This window comes from Williamsia limnetica (genome assembly GCF_003217475.1).
Lineage (GTDB): Bacteria > Actinomycetota > Actinomycetes > Mycobacteriales > Mycobacteriaceae > Williamsia > Williamsia limnetica.
Genome location: NZ_QJSP01000001.1, coordinates 440,165 through 458,657 on the forward strand (window position 1 = coordinate 440,165; position 18,493 = coordinate 458,657).

General features: G+C 65.7%; 16 protein-coding genes. 2 read left to right on the top strand and 14 right to left on the bottom strand.

The window, feature by feature from the left end; all coding sequences use genetic code 11:
* Positions 1 to 289 precede the first annotated feature (289 nt).
* Positions 290 to 1,438 (top strand): alpha/beta fold hydrolase, encoded by a 1,149-nt coding sequence (locus DFR67_RS02105; RefSeq protein WP_158539876.1) that lies wholly within the window; start codon positions 290 to 292, stop codon positions 1,436 to 1,438.
* Here DFR67_RS02105 and pyrF read toward each other — a convergent pair.
* The 10 genes from pyrF to DFR67_RS02155 all read right to left on the bottom strand — a co-directional run bounded on the left by pyrF (position 1,431) and on the right by DFR67_RS02155 (position 12,506).
* Positions 1,431 to 2,285 (bottom strand): orotidine-5'-phosphate decarboxylase, encoded by an 855-nt coding sequence (gene pyrF / locus DFR67_RS02110; RefSeq protein WP_425451232.1) that lies wholly within the window; start codon positions 2,283 to 2,285, stop codon positions 1,431 to 1,433. The genes DFR67_RS02105 and pyrF overlap by 8 nt on opposite strands.
* Entirely contained in the window at positions 2,286 to 5,624 is a 3,339-nt protein-coding gene (carB, locus tag DFR67_RS02115; RefSeq protein ID WP_110467725.1) for a carbamoyl-phosphate synthase large subunit, read from the bottom strand. It abuts the gene before it with no gap.
* Positions 5,624 to 6,778 (bottom strand): glutamine-hydrolyzing carbamoyl-phosphate synthase small subunit, encoded by a 1,155-nt coding sequence (gene carA, locus DFR67_RS02120; protein WP_110467726.1) that lies wholly within the window; start codon positions 6,776 to 6,778, stop codon positions 5,624 to 5,626. Before carA ends, carB begins: the two co-directional genes overlap by 1 nt.
* Positions 6,775 to 7,275, bottom strand: coding sequence for a PH-like domain-containing protein (locus tag DFR67_RS02125; RefSeq protein ID WP_110467727.1), 501 nt, complete (start codon positions 7,273 to 7,275; stop codon positions 6,775 to 6,777). The genes carA and DFR67_RS02125 overlap by 4 nt, the downstream gene beginning before the upstream one ends.
* Entirely contained in the window at positions 7,272 to 8,573 is a 1,302-nt protein-coding gene (locus DFR67_RS02130; protein WP_110467728.1) for a dihydroorotase, read from the bottom strand. Before DFR67_RS02130 ends, DFR67_RS02125 begins: the two co-directional genes overlap by 4 nt.
* Positions 8,570 to 9,514, bottom strand: coding sequence for an aspartate carbamoyltransferase catalytic subunit (locus DFR67_RS02135; RefSeq protein WP_110467729.1), 945 nt, complete (start codon positions 9,512 to 9,514; stop codon positions 8,570 to 8,572). Before DFR67_RS02135 ends, DFR67_RS02130 begins: the two co-directional genes overlap by 4 nt.
* Positions 9,514 to 10,092: a bifunctional pyr operon transcriptional regulator/uracil phosphoribosyltransferase PyrR gene (gene pyrR / locus DFR67_RS02140; protein WP_110467730.1), complete on the bottom strand. Its 579-nt coding sequence runs from the start codon at positions 10,090 to 10,092 to the stop codon at positions 9,514 to 9,516. Before pyrR ends, DFR67_RS02135 begins: the two co-directional genes overlap by 1 nt.
* A gap of 129 nt (positions 10,093 to 10,221) precedes the next feature.
* Entirely contained in the window at positions 10,222 to 10,713 is a 492-nt protein-coding gene (gene nusB / locus DFR67_RS02145; RefSeq protein WP_110467731.1) for a transcription antitermination factor NusB, read from the bottom strand.
* A gap of 5 nt (positions 10,714 to 10,718) precedes the next feature.
* Positions 10,719 to 11,282, bottom strand: coding sequence for an elongation factor P (gene efp, locus DFR67_RS02150; RefSeq protein WP_110467732.1), 564 nt, complete (start codon positions 11,280 to 11,282; stop codon positions 10,719 to 10,721).
* A gap of 75 nt (positions 11,283 to 11,357) precedes the next feature.
* Positions 11,358 to 12,506, bottom strand: coding sequence for a M24 family metallopeptidase (locus DFR67_RS02155; protein WP_110467733.1), 1,149 nt, complete (start codon positions 12,504 to 12,506; stop codon positions 11,358 to 11,360).
* Positions 12,507 to 12,683: 177 nt separating this feature from the next.
* Here DFR67_RS02155 and DFR67_RS02160 point away from each other — a divergent pair, with 177 nt between their 5' ends.
* Positions 12,684 to 13,190 carry a B-4DMT family transporter gene (locus DFR67_RS02160; RefSeq protein WP_110467734.1) on the top strand — a complete coding sequence of 169 codons (507 nt, stop codon included), beginning with the start codon at positions 12,684 to 12,686 and terminating at the stop codon, positions 13,188 to 13,190.
* A gap of 448 nt (positions 13,191 to 13,638) precedes the next feature.
* Here DFR67_RS02160 and DFR67_RS02165 read toward each other — a convergent pair whose 3' ends face one another.
* From DFR67_RS02165 to aroC, 4 genes are all read right to left on the bottom strand, one after another.
* A complete protein-coding gene (locus DFR67_RS02165) occupies positions 13,639 to 15,381 on the bottom strand; it encodes an HNH endonuclease signature motif containing protein (protein WP_158539877.1) in 1,743 nt (580 codons plus the stop codon).
* Between the two features lie 257 nt (positions 15,382 to 15,638).
* Positions 15,639 to 16,754 (bottom strand): 3-dehydroquinate synthase, encoded by a 1,116-nt coding sequence (gene aroB, locus DFR67_RS02170; protein WP_110467736.1) that lies wholly within the window; start codon positions 16,752 to 16,754, stop codon positions 15,639 to 15,641.
* A complete protein-coding gene (locus tag DFR67_RS02175) occupies positions 16,751 to 17,236 on the bottom strand; it encodes a shikimate kinase (protein ID WP_110467900.1) in 486 nt (161 codons plus the stop codon). Before DFR67_RS02175 ends, aroB begins: the two co-directional genes overlap by 4 nt.
* 38 nt (positions 17,237 to 17,274) lie before the next feature.
* Positions 17,275 to 18,483 (bottom strand): chorismate synthase, encoded by a 1,209-nt coding sequence (gene aroC / locus DFR67_RS02180; RefSeq protein WP_110467737.1) that lies wholly within the window; start codon positions 18,481 to 18,483, stop codon positions 17,275 to 17,277.
* Positions 18,484 to 18,493: the final 10 nt, after the last annotated feature.

Here is an 18,493-nt window from a genome sequence, read left to right on the forward strand (position 1 = left end):
CGTGGACATGACATAGGTCACATCGCCGATACGCCTGTGACGGGTGTTCCGCAACGGGATTTTTCTGAGATTTTTGGCTGTACGCGCGTGTCGGCGGCGCTCGTGACCTGCGCGGAGGCGTCTTCGCGAGCGTCGCACACTGCGCGCGAGCCATCCCGGAGACGATGCGACGCAGAGCTCGGCCACCGACTCTCACGGACGGACCCGCTTGGTGTTAGATGACGGACGCGAAGCAATTCGCACGGCGAACCAATGCCGGGGCGGACCACTTCAGACGAGGGCGGAGATGATGACGGGGACAACGATCGAGTCCGACGAGGCACCCGATTCCGGGTTCGGCGCCATCACCGGTCCGCGACGGGATCGACTGCGACAGCAGCTTGCCAATCTTCGGGCTCTGACCGTGGGTGACGGCATCCGATACGAGGTGCGGACCGAACACGTGGTCCTGCATTCGGAGCCACACCGGGAACTCCGACGCTACGGAGGGCTGAGCAGCCTTCTACGCGCACGCGAGATCGGCCGCGGGCCAGTGTTGCTGATACCGCCGCTGGCGGCTCCCGCGACCTGTTACGACCTCGGACCAGCACACTCGCTGGTCGGCCACCTGCTCCAGACCGGTCGGGTCCCTTACGTCGTGGACTACGGCGAGATCGGCCGCGCCGACCGGAACATGGGGTTCGAGGATTTCATCGACGACATCGTCCCGCAGGCCATCGATCGGGTGCTCGCCGACTTCGGCGGTCCCGCAGGCACCGAGGTCGATGTCATCGCCTGGAGTCTCGGCGGAACCGTCAGCTTGTTGAGCCTCGCCGCACATCCCGAACTGCCGGTGCGATCGATCACCGCGGTCGGCACGCCACTCAATTACGCGTTGGTGCCGCCGTACCCCGTTGTTCGCACCATGACCGCGCCGACCAAGGGCCGCGCCATCACCGCGGTGTTGAAACTGCTCGGCGGTATCCCGGCGCCGATGGTGCAGCTCGCCTACCGGGCGACCGCCTGGGAGCGCGAACTCAAGAAACCGTGGTTCATCCTCAACAACCTCGGCGAGACGGAGACCCTGGCGCGCATGGAGGTCGTCAACCGATTTCAGCGAACCTTCCCGGGGTACCCAGGTCGCCTCGTCGAGCAGATGTGGGAACGGCTGATCTATCGCGACGAACTCGCCCGCGGAGTGGTGACGCTGGGGAATCGCAGTATCGATCTGACGTCGATCGCCGTGCCTATCCAGCTGTTCGGGAGTCATCGCGACGCCATCGTGCCGTGGCGCGCGGCCCAGCACGGCGTGGAGTTGTTCGGGTCTTCGCCGCAGGTGCATTTCACGACGGTCGAGACAAGTCATCTGGGCCTGATAGCGGGACCGGACGCGGTCCGCGAAACCTGGCCACGCATCGACGGTTTCCTCGATGCGCTGCCGGCACCCACGGTCAGCTGAGCGAACGTCCGAGCGAGGACTCGACCTCGTCGCGTGCCTGTTGATAGGCGGCTCGCAAGTGCTGTGGGTCGGGTCCGGACCGTAGGACCGCGCGGGAACTGGCGGGCAGGAGCCACGACAGGTCGGAACCGCCGAACACGCCGCGCAGATCGTCGGCGCTCGCCCCTTGAGCTCCGAGGCCCGGCGCCAGGATGGGTCCGTTCAGACCGCTCAGGTCCAGTCCATGCTCCCGGGTCGCCCCGACGACCACGCCGAGTGTCGCCGAACCGTCGGTGTTCGCCGATGCCGCGGCATCGATGATCCGCTGCGCGACGCTGACGCCGTCGCGGTGGGCCAGCTGAACCGGCGCGCCCTCCGGGTTGGAGGTACGGGCCAGCGCGAACACGCACCGCCCCGTCCTGCGGGCGAGATCGATGGCCGGTTCCAGCGAACCGAATCCGAGGTAAGGCGAGGCGGTGAGTGCATCCGAGGACATTGGCGACGCGGGATCGAGCCAGGCGCGACCATACGCTGCCATGGTCGAGCCGATGTCACCTCGTTTGGCGTCGGCGATCACGAGTGCGCCCTCGGCGCGGCATCCGGCTATCACTGATTCGAGCGCCGCGAACCCGGCCGACCCGAAGGATTCGAAGAACGCGACCTGAGGTTTGATCACCGACGCGACCGGTGCGAGAGCCTCGACGCAGATCTCGCCGAACGCCCGCACGCCTGCCCCGCTGACGGGGAGTCCCCACTGCTCCAACAGTTCAGGGTGGGGGTCGATCCCCGCGCACAACCGGCCACGATCTGTCACCACCTCGCGGTAGCGAGACCGAAACGTCCGCGCCACACTCAGATCCACACTCACCTAGCCACCCAGCATCGACCGATGTCGTGACTGCAACGATTGCACACCCATGGCCCCGTCGATGGCAGCTTCGATGCCTTGGATCGCCGCGCTGGCACCCTGCACCGTGGTGATGCAGGGGATGTTCACCGAGACCGCAGCGCTGCGGATCTCGTAGCCGTCGATGCGCGGGCCCGAATTGCCATAGGGAGTGTTGATGACCATCGCGATCTCACCCGAGCGGATCCGTTCGACGATCGTGACCTCGCCCCCGGGCAGGTCGACGTCAGAGTGTTTGAACACCTGTGTCGCATCGATACCGTTGCGTCGCAGCACATCAGCGGTCCCCTCGGTGGCGAGGATCTCGAAGCCGAGATCCGCGAGCCGCTTGACCGGGAAGAGCAGGGCGCGCTTGTCCTTGTTGGCGACCGAGACGAAGATCTTTCCCGCCGTCGGCAGCGAGCCGTAGGCGGCGGTCTGCGACTTGGCGAAAGCGCGCCCGAAGTCGGCATCGATACCCATGACCTCACCGGTCGACTTCATCTCCGGACTCAGCAGCGAATCGACGCCGCTGCCGTCTTCTTTCCGGAAGCGGTTGAACGGCAGCACCGCCTCTTTCACCGCGATCGGCGACGATGGGGACAAGGCGGAGCCGTCCCCTTCTGCGGGCAGGATGCCGTCAGTGCGCAGTTCGGCGATCGTCGCCCCGAGCATCACTCGGGCGCAGGCCTTGGCCAGCGGGACCGCGGTCGCCTTGGACACGAACGGCACCGTACGGCTCGCCCGCGGGTTGGCCTCGAGGACATAAAGGATGTCGTCTTTGAGCGCGTACTGGACATTGAGCAGTCCGCGGACGCCGATGCCCTTCGCCAACGCCTCGGTGGACCGGCGCACGTTTTCGAGGTCGGATCGCCCGAGTGTGATCGGCGGCAACGCACATGCGGAGTCGCCAGAATGGATACCGGCCTCTTCTATGTGCTCCATGACCCCGCCGATGTAGCAGTCGGTTCCGTCGTAGAGCGCGTCGACGTCGATCTCGATGGCATCTTCGAGAAACCGGTCGACGAGCACCGGATGCTCCAGGGTGATCTCGGTGGCCCGGGAGATGTACCCCTCCAGCGACGGTTCGTCGTAGACGATCTCCATGCCACGGCCGCCGAGTACGTAGGACGGACGCACGAGCACCGGGTAACCGATGTCGCCTGCGATCGTCCTGGCCTGGTCGAAGGTGGTGGCCATGCCGTACTTGGCGGCGGGCAGGCCCGCGGTCGCCAGTACCTTGCCGAACTCGCCACGATCCTCGGCGAGATCGATGGCCTCGGGGCTGGTGCCGACGATCGGGACGCCCGCCGACTGCAGTCGATGCGCGAGGCCGAGTGGCGTCTGACCGCCGAGCTGGACGATGACGCCGGCCACCGTGCCCGATTCTGATTCCGAATGGAACACCTCGAGGACGTCCTCGAACGTCAGGGGCTCGAAGTACAGGCGGTCTGCGGTGTCGTAATCGGTGGACACGGTCTCGGGATTGCAGTTGACCATGACGGTCTCGTAACCGACCTCCGACAACGTCAGCGCGGCGTGCACGCACGAGTAATCGAACTCGATGCCCTGGCCGATGCGGTTCGGACCCGACCCGAGGATCAGCACCTTGGGGCGATCGGGTTGCGCCGCGACCTCTGTCTTTGCCGCGGGGTCGAGTTCGTAGGTCGAGTAGTGGTACGGGGTCGCAGCCTCGAACTCCGCCGCACAGGTGTCGACCGTTTTGTACACCGGACGCACACCCAGTGAATGCCGCAGGCTGCGCACCGCGGCCTCGTCGGCGAAATCGTCTCGTAGCGCCGCGATCTGGCGGTCGGAGATACCCGCACTCTTGGCCTCGCGGAGCAAGCGCTCGTCGATGGCGTCTGCCGACCTGATCCGATTGCCCAGTTCGTGAATGCCCTCGATCTCGGCGAGGAACCATGGATCGATCTTGGTCGAGTCGAACAGTTGCTCCACGGTCGCACCGAGGGCGAACGCCTGCATGATCCCGTAGAGCCTGCCGTCTTTCGGCGTCTGCAGCCGCTCGAGCAATTCTGGCAGCAACTCGGGCGCGGCATCGGGATCGACAGGCTCGGTCCAGAAGCCTGCGGCCTTGGTCTCGAGGGACCTCATCACCTTGCCGAGTGCCTCGGCGAAGGAGCGACCCAGGGACATCGCCTCACCGACGGACTTCATGGTGGTCGTCAGGGTGTCGTCGGCTCCGGGGAACTTCTCGAAGGCGAAGCGCGGAGCCTTGACGACGACGTAGTCCAGCGTCGGCTCGAAGCAGGCGGGCGTCTCCTTGGTGATGTCGTTGACGATCTCGTCCAGGCTGTACCCGACGGCGAGCTTGGCGGCGATCTTGGCGATCGGGAAACCGGTTGCCTTTGATGCCAGCGCGGACGACCGGGACACCCGCGGGTTCATCTCGATCACGACCAGCCGCCCGTCGGCCGGGTCCATCGCGAACTGGATGTTGCAGCCGCCGGTGTCGACACCGACCTCGCGCAGGATCGCGATCGAGAGATCGCGCATGTCCTGGTACTCGCGGTCGGTCAGCGTCATGGCCGGCGCGACGGTCACCGAGTCACCGGTGTGCACACCGACCGGGTCGACATTCTCGATCGAGCAGACCACCACGACGTTGTCGCGGTTGTCGCGCATCAACTCGAGTTCGTACTCTTTCCAGCCGAGGATCGACTCCTCGATGAGCACGTTGGCGGTCGGTGAGGCAGCGAGGCCGCCACCGGCGATCCTGTTCAGGTCGTTTTCGTCATAGGCCATGCCGGACCCGAGCCCACCCATGGTGAAGGACGGCCGGACGACGACGGGATAGCCGAGTTCGGCCACGGTCTCGTGGACCTCCTCCATCGTGTAACACACAGCCGACTTGGCGCTCTCCCCGCCGACCTTGGCCACGATGTCCTTGAACTTCTGGCGGTCCTCGCCACGCTGGATCGCCTCGAAGTCGGCACCGATCAGCTCGATGTCGTACCGCTCGAGGATGCCCTCCTCATGGAGCGCGACCGCGCAGTTGAGGGCGGTCTGACCGCCGAGCGTGGCGAGCACGGCATCGATCGGATGGCCGGCGTCGCGTTCGGCGATGATCACCTTCTCCACGTAGGCGGCGGTGATCGGTTCGATGTAGGTGGCGTCGGCGAACTCGGGGTCGGTCATGATCGTGGCCGGGTTCGAGTTGACCAGGCTCACGCGCAGGCCCTCGGCTCGCAGCACTCGACAGGCCTGGGTTCCGGAATAGTCGAACTCACAGGCCTGACCGATGACGATCGGACCGGAACCGATGACCAGGACGTGCGAGAGGTCGGTACGGCGGGGCATCAGGCACGTGCTCCTTGCAGCAGGGTGGTGAACTTGTCGAACAGGTAGGCCGCATCATGCGGGCCGGCCGCGGCCTCCGGGTGGTACTGCACCGAGAAGGCTCTGCCGCTGACCAGCTCCACGCCCTCGACGACCCCGTCGTTGGCGCAGATGTGGCTGACACGCGCGGTGCCGAAGTCCGTGGCGAACTCCTCGCCCGCTTCTCCTTCGAGCGCGAATCCGTGGTTCTGCGCCGTGATGGACACTGCGCCGGTTGCGTGCTCGATCACGGGGATGTTGATGCCACGGTGGCCGAACTTCATCTTGAAGGTGTTCCGGCCGAGCGCGCGGCCGAGGATCTGATTGCCGAAACAGATGCCCAGCAGCGGGATGTCGGCGCCGAGTACCTCACGGGTGAAGTCGACCACCTGGTCGGCGGTCGCTGGATCGCCGGGCCCGTTGGACAGGAAGACCCCGTCGGGCTTCAGATCGGTGATGGCGTCGAACGTGGTGCCCGCGGGGAGCACGTGCACGCGGATCCCGCGCTGCGCGAGCATCCTCGGGGTGTTCGTCTTGATCCCGAGGTCGATCGCGGCAACGGTGAATCGGGGTTCCCCGTCGGGCTCGACCACGTATCCGTCGGTGGTCGACACCTCGCCGGCCAGATTCGCGCCCGCCATCTGTGGGGCGCCGACGACTCGGCTCAGCAACTCGTCGGGACCGGCCAGTGCATCTCCCGAGAAGATGCCCGCCCGCATGGACCCGTGATCCCGGAGGGTCCGCACCACGGTGCGGGTGTCGATGCCTGCGATCCCGACGATCCCCTGCTCGACCAACTCGTCTTCGAGGGAACTGCTCGCGCGCCAACTCGACACCCGCCGAGTCGGGTTGCGCACCGCGTAGCCGCGAACCCAGATCTTGCCCGAGTCATCGGACCCCTCGCGGCTTTCTCCGTCTTCTTTGTTCCAGCCGGTGTTGCCGATCTGTGGGGCGGTGGCGACCACGATCTGACGGTGATAGCTCGGATCGGTCAGAGTTTCCTGATATCCGGTCATCGCCGTGCAGAAGACGGCTTCCCCGAGGGTCTCCCCTTGGGCTCCGAAACTGGTTCCGAGGTAGCGCTCGCCGTTCTCCAGGACCAAGACGGCCTGGTTTCCCGGATTACCTGATGTCACGATTTCTTTCCGTCCTGCTCTAGAGGTTTCACCCAGTGCGGGTAGATGCTTTTGTCGTCGGCCCGAACGCCCGAGTCGATCTCGGTGCCAGACGGGAGCAGCCAGCGGATCACGAGGACACCGTCGGCCGTCATGACCTTGCCTGCCAGTCCGCGTTCGGTGCGGATCGCGGTGATCTGGTCGTCGGGGATCCAGATCGGGTTGGCGCCGGTGCGGTCGATCAGGATGCCGGTGTCGAATCTGCTGATCTCGGCGATCGCCCGGTCGCCGTAGTCACCGACTGCGACGCGGTCCTGCCAGCTCGGCGCAATGGTCGAGCCCACGTACAGCCCGGTGTGGGGACCGAGCCGACGACTCCCGAGACTGGCCGGGACCTCCGGAAAGGCGCCGAGCAACAGCTCCTGTCGCCTACCCCGACCGCGCCAGCCGAGCAGCATCAACCCGACGATGCCACCCCACGCCGCCACGACGATCAGAACGACCACCACGCCCGTCATCGCGGCGACCGGACCTTTCCGCCGTTGTTGGTCACCCCACCGCGCAGGACCGTGGCCACCACGACCGCCGGCAGCGTCATCCCGTCGAACGGCGAGTTCTCGGACAGACTCGCCAGTGAGCCGGACTCGACGGTCCACTCGGCGTCCGGATCGATCAGGGCGAGGTTGGCGGGTTCGCCGACCGCGATGGGCCGTCCCTGGTCGGGCAGACCGGTGATCTGTGCCGGACGTTCGCTCATCACCTTGGCAACGCCACGCCAGTCGAGCAGTCCCGGCCGCACCATCGTCTCCACCACGATCGAGAGCGCCGTCTGCAGTCCGAGCATGCCGGGCCGGGCATTGGCGAACTCGCAGCACTTGTCCTGTGCGGCATGGGGGGCGTGGTCGGTGGCGACGCAGTCGACGATGCCGTCGGCCAGGGCGCGCCGGAGAGCTTGCCGGTCCCGGTCCTCCCGCAGTGGTGGATTGACCTTGTTGACCGGGTCGTAGGTGTGAAGCCGCGTGTCGTCGAGCAACAGGTGATGGGGGGTGACCTCAGCGGTGATCGCTATCCCCTGTCCGCGGGCCCATGTCAGTAACTCAACGGTGCCCTCGGTCGACGCATGACAGATGTGCACGCGCGCGCCTGCGTCCCGGGCCAGTAACGCGTCCCGGGCGACGATCGACTCCTCTGCGGCGCGTGGCCAGCCTGCGAGGCCGAGCCGAGAGGCCACCGAGCCCTCGTGCGCAATGGCGCCGACCGTAAGTCGCGGCTCTTCGGCGTGCTGGGCGATCAGCACATCGAGGCCCTTTGCGTACTCGAGTGCGCGGCGCATGAGAAGCGGATCGTCGACACACTTTCCGTCATCGCTGAACACACGAACCTTGCCGGCACCGGCGGCCATCGCACCCATCTCGGCCAGTTGTTTGCCCGCCAGTCCCACGGTCACCGCACCGACAGGGTGCACATCGACGAGACCGACTTCCTGGCCGCGTCGCCATACGTAGTCGGTGATCACCGCGGTGTCCGCGACCGGATCGGTGTTCGCCATTGCGAACACCGCCGTGTACCCGCCCAGAGCTGCAGCAGCCGAGCCGGTCTCGATGGTCTCGGTGTCCTCGCGACCGGGCTCCCGTAGGTGGGTGTGCATGTCGACGAAGCCCGGCAACACGATCGCTCCGGCCCCGTCGAGCACGTCGACCTCGGGGCCCGCGGTGAGCTCCTGGCCGATCTCGGCGATCTCACCGTCTCGGACCACGATGTTCACGAGATCGCCTGCGTACGGCCGAACATTTTTGATCAGGAGGTCACCGCTCACGCCGGCCCCTCGCTCTCGGTTCCCACCAGCAAGGTGAACAACACCGCCATCCGCATATGCACTCCGTTGGATACCTGTTGCAGCACAGTCGCCTTCGATGAATCCGCGACCGAGAATCCGATCTCCATACCGCGCAGCATGGGGCCCGGGTGAAGGACCACCGCGTGATCGGCGAGGAGTGCCGACCGCCGATCGGACAAGCCGTAACGAATCGAGTACTCGCGGGCCGACGGGAAGAATCCGCCGTTCATGCGCTCGGCCTGCACCCGCAGCAACATGACGGCATCCACCGCTGCGAGTTCTGCGTCGAGACTGTGCGAGATCTCGACGGGCCACGTTTCGACCCCGACAGGCAACAGTGTAGGCGGCGCGACGAGTACCACCTGCGCGCCGAGTGTGGCGAGCAGGTGCGCATTCGAACGGGCGACGCGCGAGTGCAGGACGTCCCCGACGATGGCGATTCTGCGACCGGCGAGCGAGCCGAGACGCTGCCGCAGGGTGAGGGCATCGAGCAGCGCCTGCGTCGGATGCTCGTGGGTGCCGTCACCGGCATTGATCACCGACGGTCCCGTGCCGTCCTCCCACGTCCACTGAGCGATCTGATGTGCGGCGCCAGAAGCCGGGTGCCGGACGATCAGGGCATCGGCGCCTGCCGCGCGCAAGGTCTTGGCGGTGTCACGCAGCGACTCCCCCTTGCTCGTCGACGAGCTGGACGCGCTGACGTTGATCACGTCAGCACTCATCCACTTCCCGGCGACCTCGAACGAAACCCTGGTGCGCGTCGAGTTCTCGTAGAACACCGTCATGATCGTGCGGCCACGCAGGGTCGGGAGCTTTCGGATCTCACGTCCCATCAGGGCCTGTTCGAACCGCTCGGCCTCGTCGAGGAGTTCGGTGGCAGTGTCGATGGTCAGGTCGTCCACGGACAACAGATGCCGCATCAGCTCGCCCCCGCCCGCAACACCACGCGGTCGATGCCGTCGTGTTCGCGCAGGTGAACCTGCACATCCTCGCTCCGCGAGGTGGGGATGTTCTTGCCGACGTAGTCGGCGCGTAGCGGTAACTCACGATGGCCGCGGTCGACCAACACCGCGAGTTGAACCGCCGCCGGCCTGCCGAGGTCGCGCAGGGCGTCCAGTGCCGCCCGGACGGTGCGCCCGGAGTAGAGGACGTCGTCGACGAGTACGACCAAAGCGCCGTCGACGCCGCCCGCGGGCACCACCGTGGGCTCGAGGGCCCGGTGTGGTTTGGCACGCAGATCGTCGCGGTACAGCGTGATGTCGAGATATCCGACAGGTACGTCGACCCCGGCGAACTCGGCGATGTTCGACGCGAGACGACGGGCGAGGAAGATTCCGCGGGTGGGAATTCCGATGATGACCACACGGGGAGCGTCGGGATCGTCCAACGCGGTCTTCTCGATGATCTGATGCGCTATTCGCGCAATGGTCCGCCCGACATCGGCGTCGTCGAGTAGTTCACGACCCGTGTCGGTGCCGTTGCCCTCGGGTGTAGGCACGGTGATCGGGACCTCCTTCTCCGCCTCTCTGGACGGATCGTTAAAGGATGTCGGCCATTGTCATGGCCACCCATCCGTAGATGCATCGGTCGCCACCACAATTTCTTCGCCATACGTTATCAGGCGTGGTTACGACTCCTGCGATCGAGAGTCTGTCGTCGACCCACCGGCCTGTTCAGCGGTGAGCGCGGCCCGCACCTGCGGGGCCAGCAGGACGATCCGGCCGAGGACTCCGTTGATGAATGCGGGTGAGTCGTCCGTGGACAACTCCTTGGCCAGCTCCACCGCTTCGTCGACGACCACCATGGTGGGCACGTCGACGGTGTTGAACAGCTCCCAGGTCGCCAACCGCAGAATCGCCCGGTCGACTGCGGGCAGCCGCGGCAGGGTCCACTCCTTGAGGTGGGAGGAGATGACCGCGTCCACGCCCGCGGTATCGCCTGCGATGCCCTCCACGATCTGGGCGGTGTAGTCGTTGATCTTGCCGACACTGTCGTCACCGATCGCCAACTCACGACGCTGGACGATCAGATCGACCGGCGAGCAGTTCTTGACCTCGGCCTCGAACAGCAGATCCACGGCACGCTTGCGTGCCTTGTGGCGGGTACCTGGTTTCTTCACCAGCGTCAGGAGTTGACGCGGCCGAGGTAGCCGCCGTCACGCGAATCGACCTTCAGCTTGTCACCGGTGTTGATGAAGAGCGGAACAGCGATCTCGGCACCGGTCTCCAGCGTTGCGGGCTTCGTGCCACCGGTGGAACGGTCACCCTGAACCCCCGGATCGGTCTGCGCGACCACCAACTCCACGGTCACGGGCAATTCGACGTACAGGGGCACACCCTCGTGCGTCGCGACCTGGACCTTGATGTTCTCGAGCATGAAGTTGGCGCTGTCCCCGACGATCTCCGGGCTGACGTTGAGCTGCTCGAACGTCTCGCCGTCCATGAACACGTAGTCGGTTCCGTCGTTGTACAGGTAGGTCATGTCGCGTCGATCGACCGTTGCGGTCTCGACCTTGACACCGGCGTTGAATGTCTTGTCGACGGTCTTCCCCGAGAGGATGTTCTTCAGCTTGGTGCGGACGAAGGCCGGCCCCTTGCCGGGCTTCACATGCTGGAACTCCAGGATCTGCCAGAGGTTGCCCTCCATGTTGAGCACCAGGCCGTTTTTGAAATCCGAGGTGTTTGCCACTTGTCTGTTCTTCCTCTCACCCGCCCCGGGCATGTTGTTGCTGCGCCCATCTGCTGGTCGCGCCGGGGCGCACGATCAGATGACGGTGAATGTCTTGTCGGTGGTGGTGAGCAGTTCGGGTTCACCGTCGCGGACCACGAGCGTGTCCTCGATCCTGACACCGCCCCTGCCCGGCAGGTAGACGCCGGGCTCGACGGTTACAGCTGCACCGCATGGCAGTGTACCCGTGCTCAGAGCCCCGATCGACGGCGCTTCGTGTATCTGCAGGCCGACACCGTGGCCCAGGCCGTGGACGTAGTACTCGCCGAACCCGGCCTCGTCGATGATCGAACGCGCCGCGGCGTCGACGCCGACCGCCTCGACGCCGGGTTCGAGTGCTTCGCGTCCCGCCAGCTGCGCGGCCGCGACCACCTCGTAGATGTCGCGCTGCCAGGGCTGCACGGTCTCGAGCACGTACGTGCGTGTCATGTCCGAGTGATAGCCCTCGACGACCGCCCCGAAGTCGATCTTGAGCAGATCGCCGGAGCTGAGTTCGGCGTCCGTCGGCCGATGATGCGGGATTGCCGAGTTCGCGCCGGTGGCGACGATCGTCTCGAAGGAGATCGCTTCGGCACCCCGTTCGAACATCGCCCATTCCAACGCCCGTGCCACCTGCCGCTCGGTGCGTCCGGGTACGAGCAGTCCGTCGGCGATGATGTCGGCCAACGCCAGGTCGGCCGCCTGACAGGCGGTCCGGATCTGTTCCACCTCGTGCTCGTCCTTGACGATTCGGAGCTCTTCGACGAGAGGCGACACCCCGACGAGGGTCTCGGCGCCGGTCAGCAATGGGATCAGTCGCTGGTGGGTCGCCACCGTGACGACGTGTTGCTCGAAACCGATTCGGGCTCCTGAGCCTGTGAGGTGTTCGATCAGGGCCCGCGGGCAATCCCGGGCGATGATCGGCGTCAGATCAGGAGCCTGCTCGGACACCTGCGTGAGGTAGCGGCCGTCGGTACTGATCCTGTCGTCTCCGGCTGCGGTGATCACCAGCGCACCGTTCGATCCGGTGAAGCCGGTGAGGTACCGGAGATTGATCAGATCGGTGACCAGCATCGCGTCCACCCCGGCGGCCTCGAGATGGGAGCGGAGCAGATCCCGCCTCGCACTCTGCGCCGTTGGACCGAGGTCGGGCGCCACGCGGGCGACTGCAGCAGGCTGTTGCGAGGTCTGTGAGGTGGCGCTCATGTGTCAAGGCTAGTGGAGTCAGCAGATCGGGGCGCCTCCTGCGCCTTGCACCATGGCAATGTCCCGACGGACTGGACCACCGGAGTTCGCCGCCCGAGACGACCCGATTCCGCCGGACACAGAGTCCATTTGTGGGCCCTGCCACACAAAGCGGCCGGGCATCGGTAGTCTGCTCGCATGGTTGCGTGGTTGTTGCGTGGGTTGGTCATGTCGGCGGTGCACATCGGTGCCCGGGTCCTGTTGGGTCTGGCCATCGTGGCCTGGCCACTGGAGTCGACTATGTGGAAGACGGTCGCCATCGCCGCGGTCGTGCTGGTCGCACTTATCTGGGGTGGTGTCGACGGGCTCGTCGACGGCCGCGCCCACGAAGATCCCGACGACTACCGCGACCTCACGATGGTCTGGCTCAAGGCAGGCCTCCTTGCCGGCCTCATCAGTGCGATCGTGTGCTGGATCCTGGGCAATTGGGTGATGTCGGGTATCGGGCAGAATTCCCTCGCGATCGAGATCTTCGCGGGCGGCTCGTTCACCACGTTGCTCATCTTCGTTCCCGCCCTGGTCGGGGCCGCACTCGGCCGCTTCCTCACCCGCCGCCAGCACCGCAAGAACCAGGCGGCCCGCGATGCCGAAGCCGACGACAACTTCTCGTACCAGCAGACGCAGCCGGTCGGGCTGAGCAAGTAGACCAGGTCGGCCGCTTCGTCCGAGCCGACCACGCACGACCCCAGTCTCGGCCACCGGCACGCCCACGCTGTATCCGATGTCCGGTTATTCGCTGACGATCGCCATCGAAGGGTTTGTTCGTCAATAACGTCCGGGATCGGTCGAGTAAGTAATCCCTGGTGGTTCTGTGGGTCGGGTTGCCCGGTCCCGAGTTCTCGTGTGCGTTGCTCGCACTCGCTCTGCGCCGGGCGAGCGTGGCCCGACGGGTCTCGATCGAGGCCTAATCGGGGTGTGAGCGCGGTTGATTCAGGGCTTTGGCTCCGGGTCCAATAGTCGACGATTCATGGCTTCTCCTCGTCGGCCCACCGGCCGAGATCTCCATTTTCGACAACACTGAGCCGCGCAGCAGTGATCGCGGCATCGGAGTGCACCACGCAAGCATAGGCTTGCCTGGTGCACTCCGGCCGTCTCATTGCGAGAGCGGATCCGCGTCCGGCGGCGACTCATCCGGCGATGGTTCGCCTGGAGGATCTGGACTTTGACCGCTCAGTTCTCGTGTGCGTTGTTCGAGTTGGTCTTTGCGGCGTGCGAGCATCGCCTGTCGGGCTTCGATCAAGGCCTCGTCCGGGTGATGGGCGCGGTTGACCCGTGGTGTTCGCTCGGGGTCCAGGAACGCCGGCGGGATCCACGCACAGCGGCCGGCGTCGGGGCCTTCGGTGATCATGACCGTCTGCCACTGATGCTCCCCCGGCCCGACCAGCTTGTGGTGCTGTGGGCATGCCGGGGCCAGGTGTGTGATGTCGGTGAGCCCGCCGAGGGCCCATTCGACGGTGTGGTGGGCTTCGGCCCACATCGCCGAATTCGAACATCCACCGAACGAGCAACCGCGGTGTGCGGCGAACATCGCGATGCGTTGCGCTTCGCTGGCCAACCGTTTCGCCCGGCCCAGGTACAGCACTTCGTTGCTGTGGTTGGCGAACACCGCCAATGTCTTGTCGCTACGCGCAGCGAGCTTGATGGCATCGCTGATGGGCAGCACCGTGCCGGTCGCGGTGTAGACCAGATCGTGGCCGTACGGACGCGACGACCCACCAGCCAACGTCGGCAACCAATCCCGATCCTCCCAATGCGTCTCCGGGTCGGGATACACATGCTCAGGCTCAGGCCTCGGCTCGGGCTGCGACTCTGGCTCGGACTCGGGCTGCGACTCTGGCTCTGGCTCGGGTTCCGGCTCGGGGCGGGAGTCTGCTTCCTGTTTGCGTAGAGCCTCGTCGAGTTGGTCTTTGGTCAGGTTGATGATCACCTGGACCGGCAACCCACGATGAGTCTTACCGAGCTGGCCTGACTCGAGCAGATACATGAGCATTGCTTTGAGCGCGTCATGATTGCGTTGGGACTGAGTGCGAAGGTCGTTGTCGGCCGCGGCCTGCAGAATCGCTGGGTCCAGTGCCGGGTCGTCCGCAGCCCCTGAGGGGGACAGCTCGTCGTCGGGATTGTTCATCCCCTGTGCCGCCCACACCCCCAGCATCACTTTCATCAGGGCTGTGGTCGTCGGATCCAGATGGCCCGCCACCTTCGCCATCATGTCCACCGCTTGATCGCCCACGCTGACACCGCGCTTCTTCGCCCGATCGACATCATCAGCGAGCCTGCCGTCCGGATCCAAGTAGTCGACGATCCGCTCGCCGATCGTCTCGACCGCAGCAGGGTTGTATTTGCGGCACAGATCAGCCAGCGCCACCTCAGTATTCGCCCGCTGCTCCGGGTCGATCTTGTGCGGAATCTTCCCCATCACCTTCACCACCGCACCGACATGATCGAGATCGATCACACCTTGAGCCAGTAACGCAGCGGTCTGCGGGAACCGAGGCCCGAGCACCTCACCACTGGGAGTCGCCGACGGCGTCAATGCATCCATCGCCTCCACCCGCGCCCGCGCCGCACCCGCACGCATCCGCGCCACCGACGTCAACACCGCCGCAGGCGAGGAACATCCCGCCTTCGAATACGCCCGCCGCACAGCAACTTCCCGCAGCACCGGCAACCCCGCCGCCGACAACCGCCGCGACGCAACCTCCAGACGTTCCACCACACGCACACAATCCACGTCAGACAGAGCAGTCAGATCCAACGTCGACAGACGTGCGATCGCAGCATCCAGCTCCGAGACCGCACCAACCACCGGCGAATCAACAACAACACCCTCCGACACAAAGACCCCCTCCCCAGGGAACCGAGAAACACACGCAGACAACAACAACCACAAAAATGATCCGCCGCAAGAAAAGTTTCTCTGGGTACGACTATACCCCAAAAATGCGATCGTGTCGAACATTTGTTCGAGCCGTTAGCGAGGGTCGGCCATCCCTAGCGCGCCGTGTCCTTGATGATTTTCTCAACTCCCGCAAGCACGTTGGGCGCTGGCGAAGTAAGGCGCCGCGCACGTGTCGGAGCGAAGTGTGTCAGAAGCTAGAGAAGGATCGCGCCGCCCGACGGTTGCTCCTTTGCCACGGCGGAGTACGCGGCCACCAGCAGTGCCGGATCCGGGGCCTCGAGACGCCCGGGCGTGGCCAAACCGTCGAGGACGACGAACCGGAGCATCCCTGAGCGGTTCTTCTTGTCGCCCGCCATCCCCTTGAGTAGGTCACCGAACGCATCGGGGTCGTAACCGACCGGCAGCCCGACACTCTGGAGGATTGCCTTGTGTCGATCTGCTGTCTCGTCGTCGAGGCGACCGGCGAGCCGGCCGAGCTCCGCGGCGTACACCAAACCCACGGCGACCGCCGCGCCGTGGCGCCAGCGGTACTTCTCCCGGCGTTCGATGGCGTGGCCGAGGGTGTGCCCGTAGTTGAGGATCTCGCGCAGCGACGACTCCCGAAGGTCCGCGGCGACAACGCCTGCCTTGACCCGCACAGAACGTTCGATCAGTTCGGGCAGCACCGGACCGGTGGGGTCGAGCGCGGCTTCGGGGTCGGCCTCGATCAGATCCAGGATGACCGGGTCGGCGATGAAGCCGGTCTTGATGACCTCGGCCATACCGGCGATGATCTCGTTACGAGGCACTGTTTCCAGGGTTGCGATGTCGATGAGCACCGCGCGCGGTTCGTGGAACGAGCCGACGAGGTTCTTGCCGGCGTCGGTGTTGATCCCCGTCTTACCGCCGACAGCGGCGTCGACCATCGCGAGCAGCGTCGTCGGCACATGGACCACTGGGATGCCGCGCATCCAGGTCGCGGCCACGAACCCGGTGAGGTCGGTGGCCGCTCCCCCACCCAGGCTGATCACGACGTCGTTGCGCTTCATGCCGATCCGGCCGAAGACCTCCCAACAGAATGCCGCAACGGACAATTCCTTGCCGGACTCGGCGTCGGGGATCTCGACCCGGTGCGCGTTGAAGTTGTTCTCGTCCAACGTCTTGCGGATCACTTCGGCAGTTTCGGCAAGGGTCGGCTGGTACAGGATCGCCACCGAGTCGGCTCCCGCCACCGCCTCGACCAATTCGGTGAGCAAGCCGCGCCCGATGATGACGTCATACGGGCTCTCACTGTTCACCGTCACCCGGATCGGTGCGCTGTTGTCTGTCACTGTGTCGCCTCCTGAGTGCGGAGCGCGGCGATGATGTCGTCCGCCACGCGCCGCTGATGCGGGTGGGCGTCGACGACGATCGTCGCGACCGCTTGATAAATGGGGTCACGCTCGGCCAGTAGATCGCGGTACACGGCCGATGGGTCCTCGGCCTGCAGCAGCGGCCTGTCCGAATTGGACACCCGCGAATAACCTTGCTCGGCAGACATCTTCAGGTAGATCACCGGATGTCCTGCCAGGCGTTCACGCGTCCGGGTGCTCAGCACGGCACCACCGCCCAGCGAGAGCACCCCGGGGTGTTCGGCGAGGAGGTCGGCGACGACCTGCTCCTCGAATTCGCGAAACGCCGGCTCTCCGTCCGCCGTGAAGATCTCGGGGATCGTTCGACCGGCCCGGCGTTCGATCTCACCGTCACTGTCGATCCAGGCGACTCCGAGGGCCCGCGCGAGTTGCTGTCCCACCGTGGTCTTACCGGATCCCATGAACCCGACGAGTACGGCGCGCGGCGCGAGACGGCCGGTCACGGTTGCGGCAGCCGCGCGGCCACGCGTTTGAGGTAGCCGGCGACGTTGTCGCCGGTCTCGAGTGCGGAATCGCCGCCGAACTTCTCAAGGGCCGCCTGCGCGAGTACCAGCGCGACCATTGATTCGGCGACAACGCCTGCGGCCGGAACCGCGCACACATCCGAACGCTGGTGAATCGCGGTGGCTTGCTCGCCCGTGGTCATGTCCATCGTCGACAGCGCTCGCGGGACCGTTGAGATCGGTTTCATCGCGGCGCGTACGCGGATGAACTCACCGTTGCTCATCCCGCCCTCGAGGCCACCGGCCCGGTTGGTGGACCGGACTGCGCCATCGGGCCCGGGGACCATCTCATCGTGGGCGGCGCTACCGCGACGGCGGGCGGTCTCGAAGCCGTCACCCACCTCGACGCCCTTGATGGCCTGGATGCCCATCAGCGCACCCGCCAGCCGAGAATCGAGCCTGCGATCTCCGCTGACGTGCGATCCGAGTCCGACGGGCACACCCGTCGCCACGACCTCGACGACACCGCCGAGGGTGTCACCGTCCCGTTTGGCGGCTTCGATCTCGGCGATCATCGCGGCCTCCGCGTCAGTCGAGTACGCCCGGACCGGGCTCGCGTCGATCCGTTCGAGGTCGAGGTATGTGGGCGCCGCGCCGACGTATGGGGCGGAATCGCCGATGGAGATCACATGCGACAGCACTTCGATGCCGAGGACTTGACGCAAGAAGTTCCTGGCGACGGTTCCCACGGCGACCCGCGCGGCGGTCTCACGCGCACTGGCCCGCTCCAGGACCGGCCGCGCGTCGTCGAAGCCGTATTTGAGCATTCCCGAATAATCGGCGTGACCGGGGCGCGGCCGTGTCAAGGGTGCGTTCCGGGCGATCCCGTCGAGTTCCTCCTGTGGAACCGGGTCCGCGGACATCACGGTTTCCCACTTCGGCCACTCGGTGTTGCCGACCTCGATGGCCACCGGGCCACCCATGGTGAGGCCGTGGCGGACTCCGCCGACCACGGTCACCTGATCGGCCTCGAACTTCATCCTCGCCCCGCGGCCGTAGCCCAATCGGCGGCGAGCCAATTGTTCGGCGATCTGTGACGAGGTCACCTCGACACCGGCCACCATCCCTTCCAGGACAGCGACCAGAGCGGGACCATGGGATTCTCCGGCAGTACTCCAGCGCAACACAGTTCCCAATTCTTCCACGCCTGCGCCC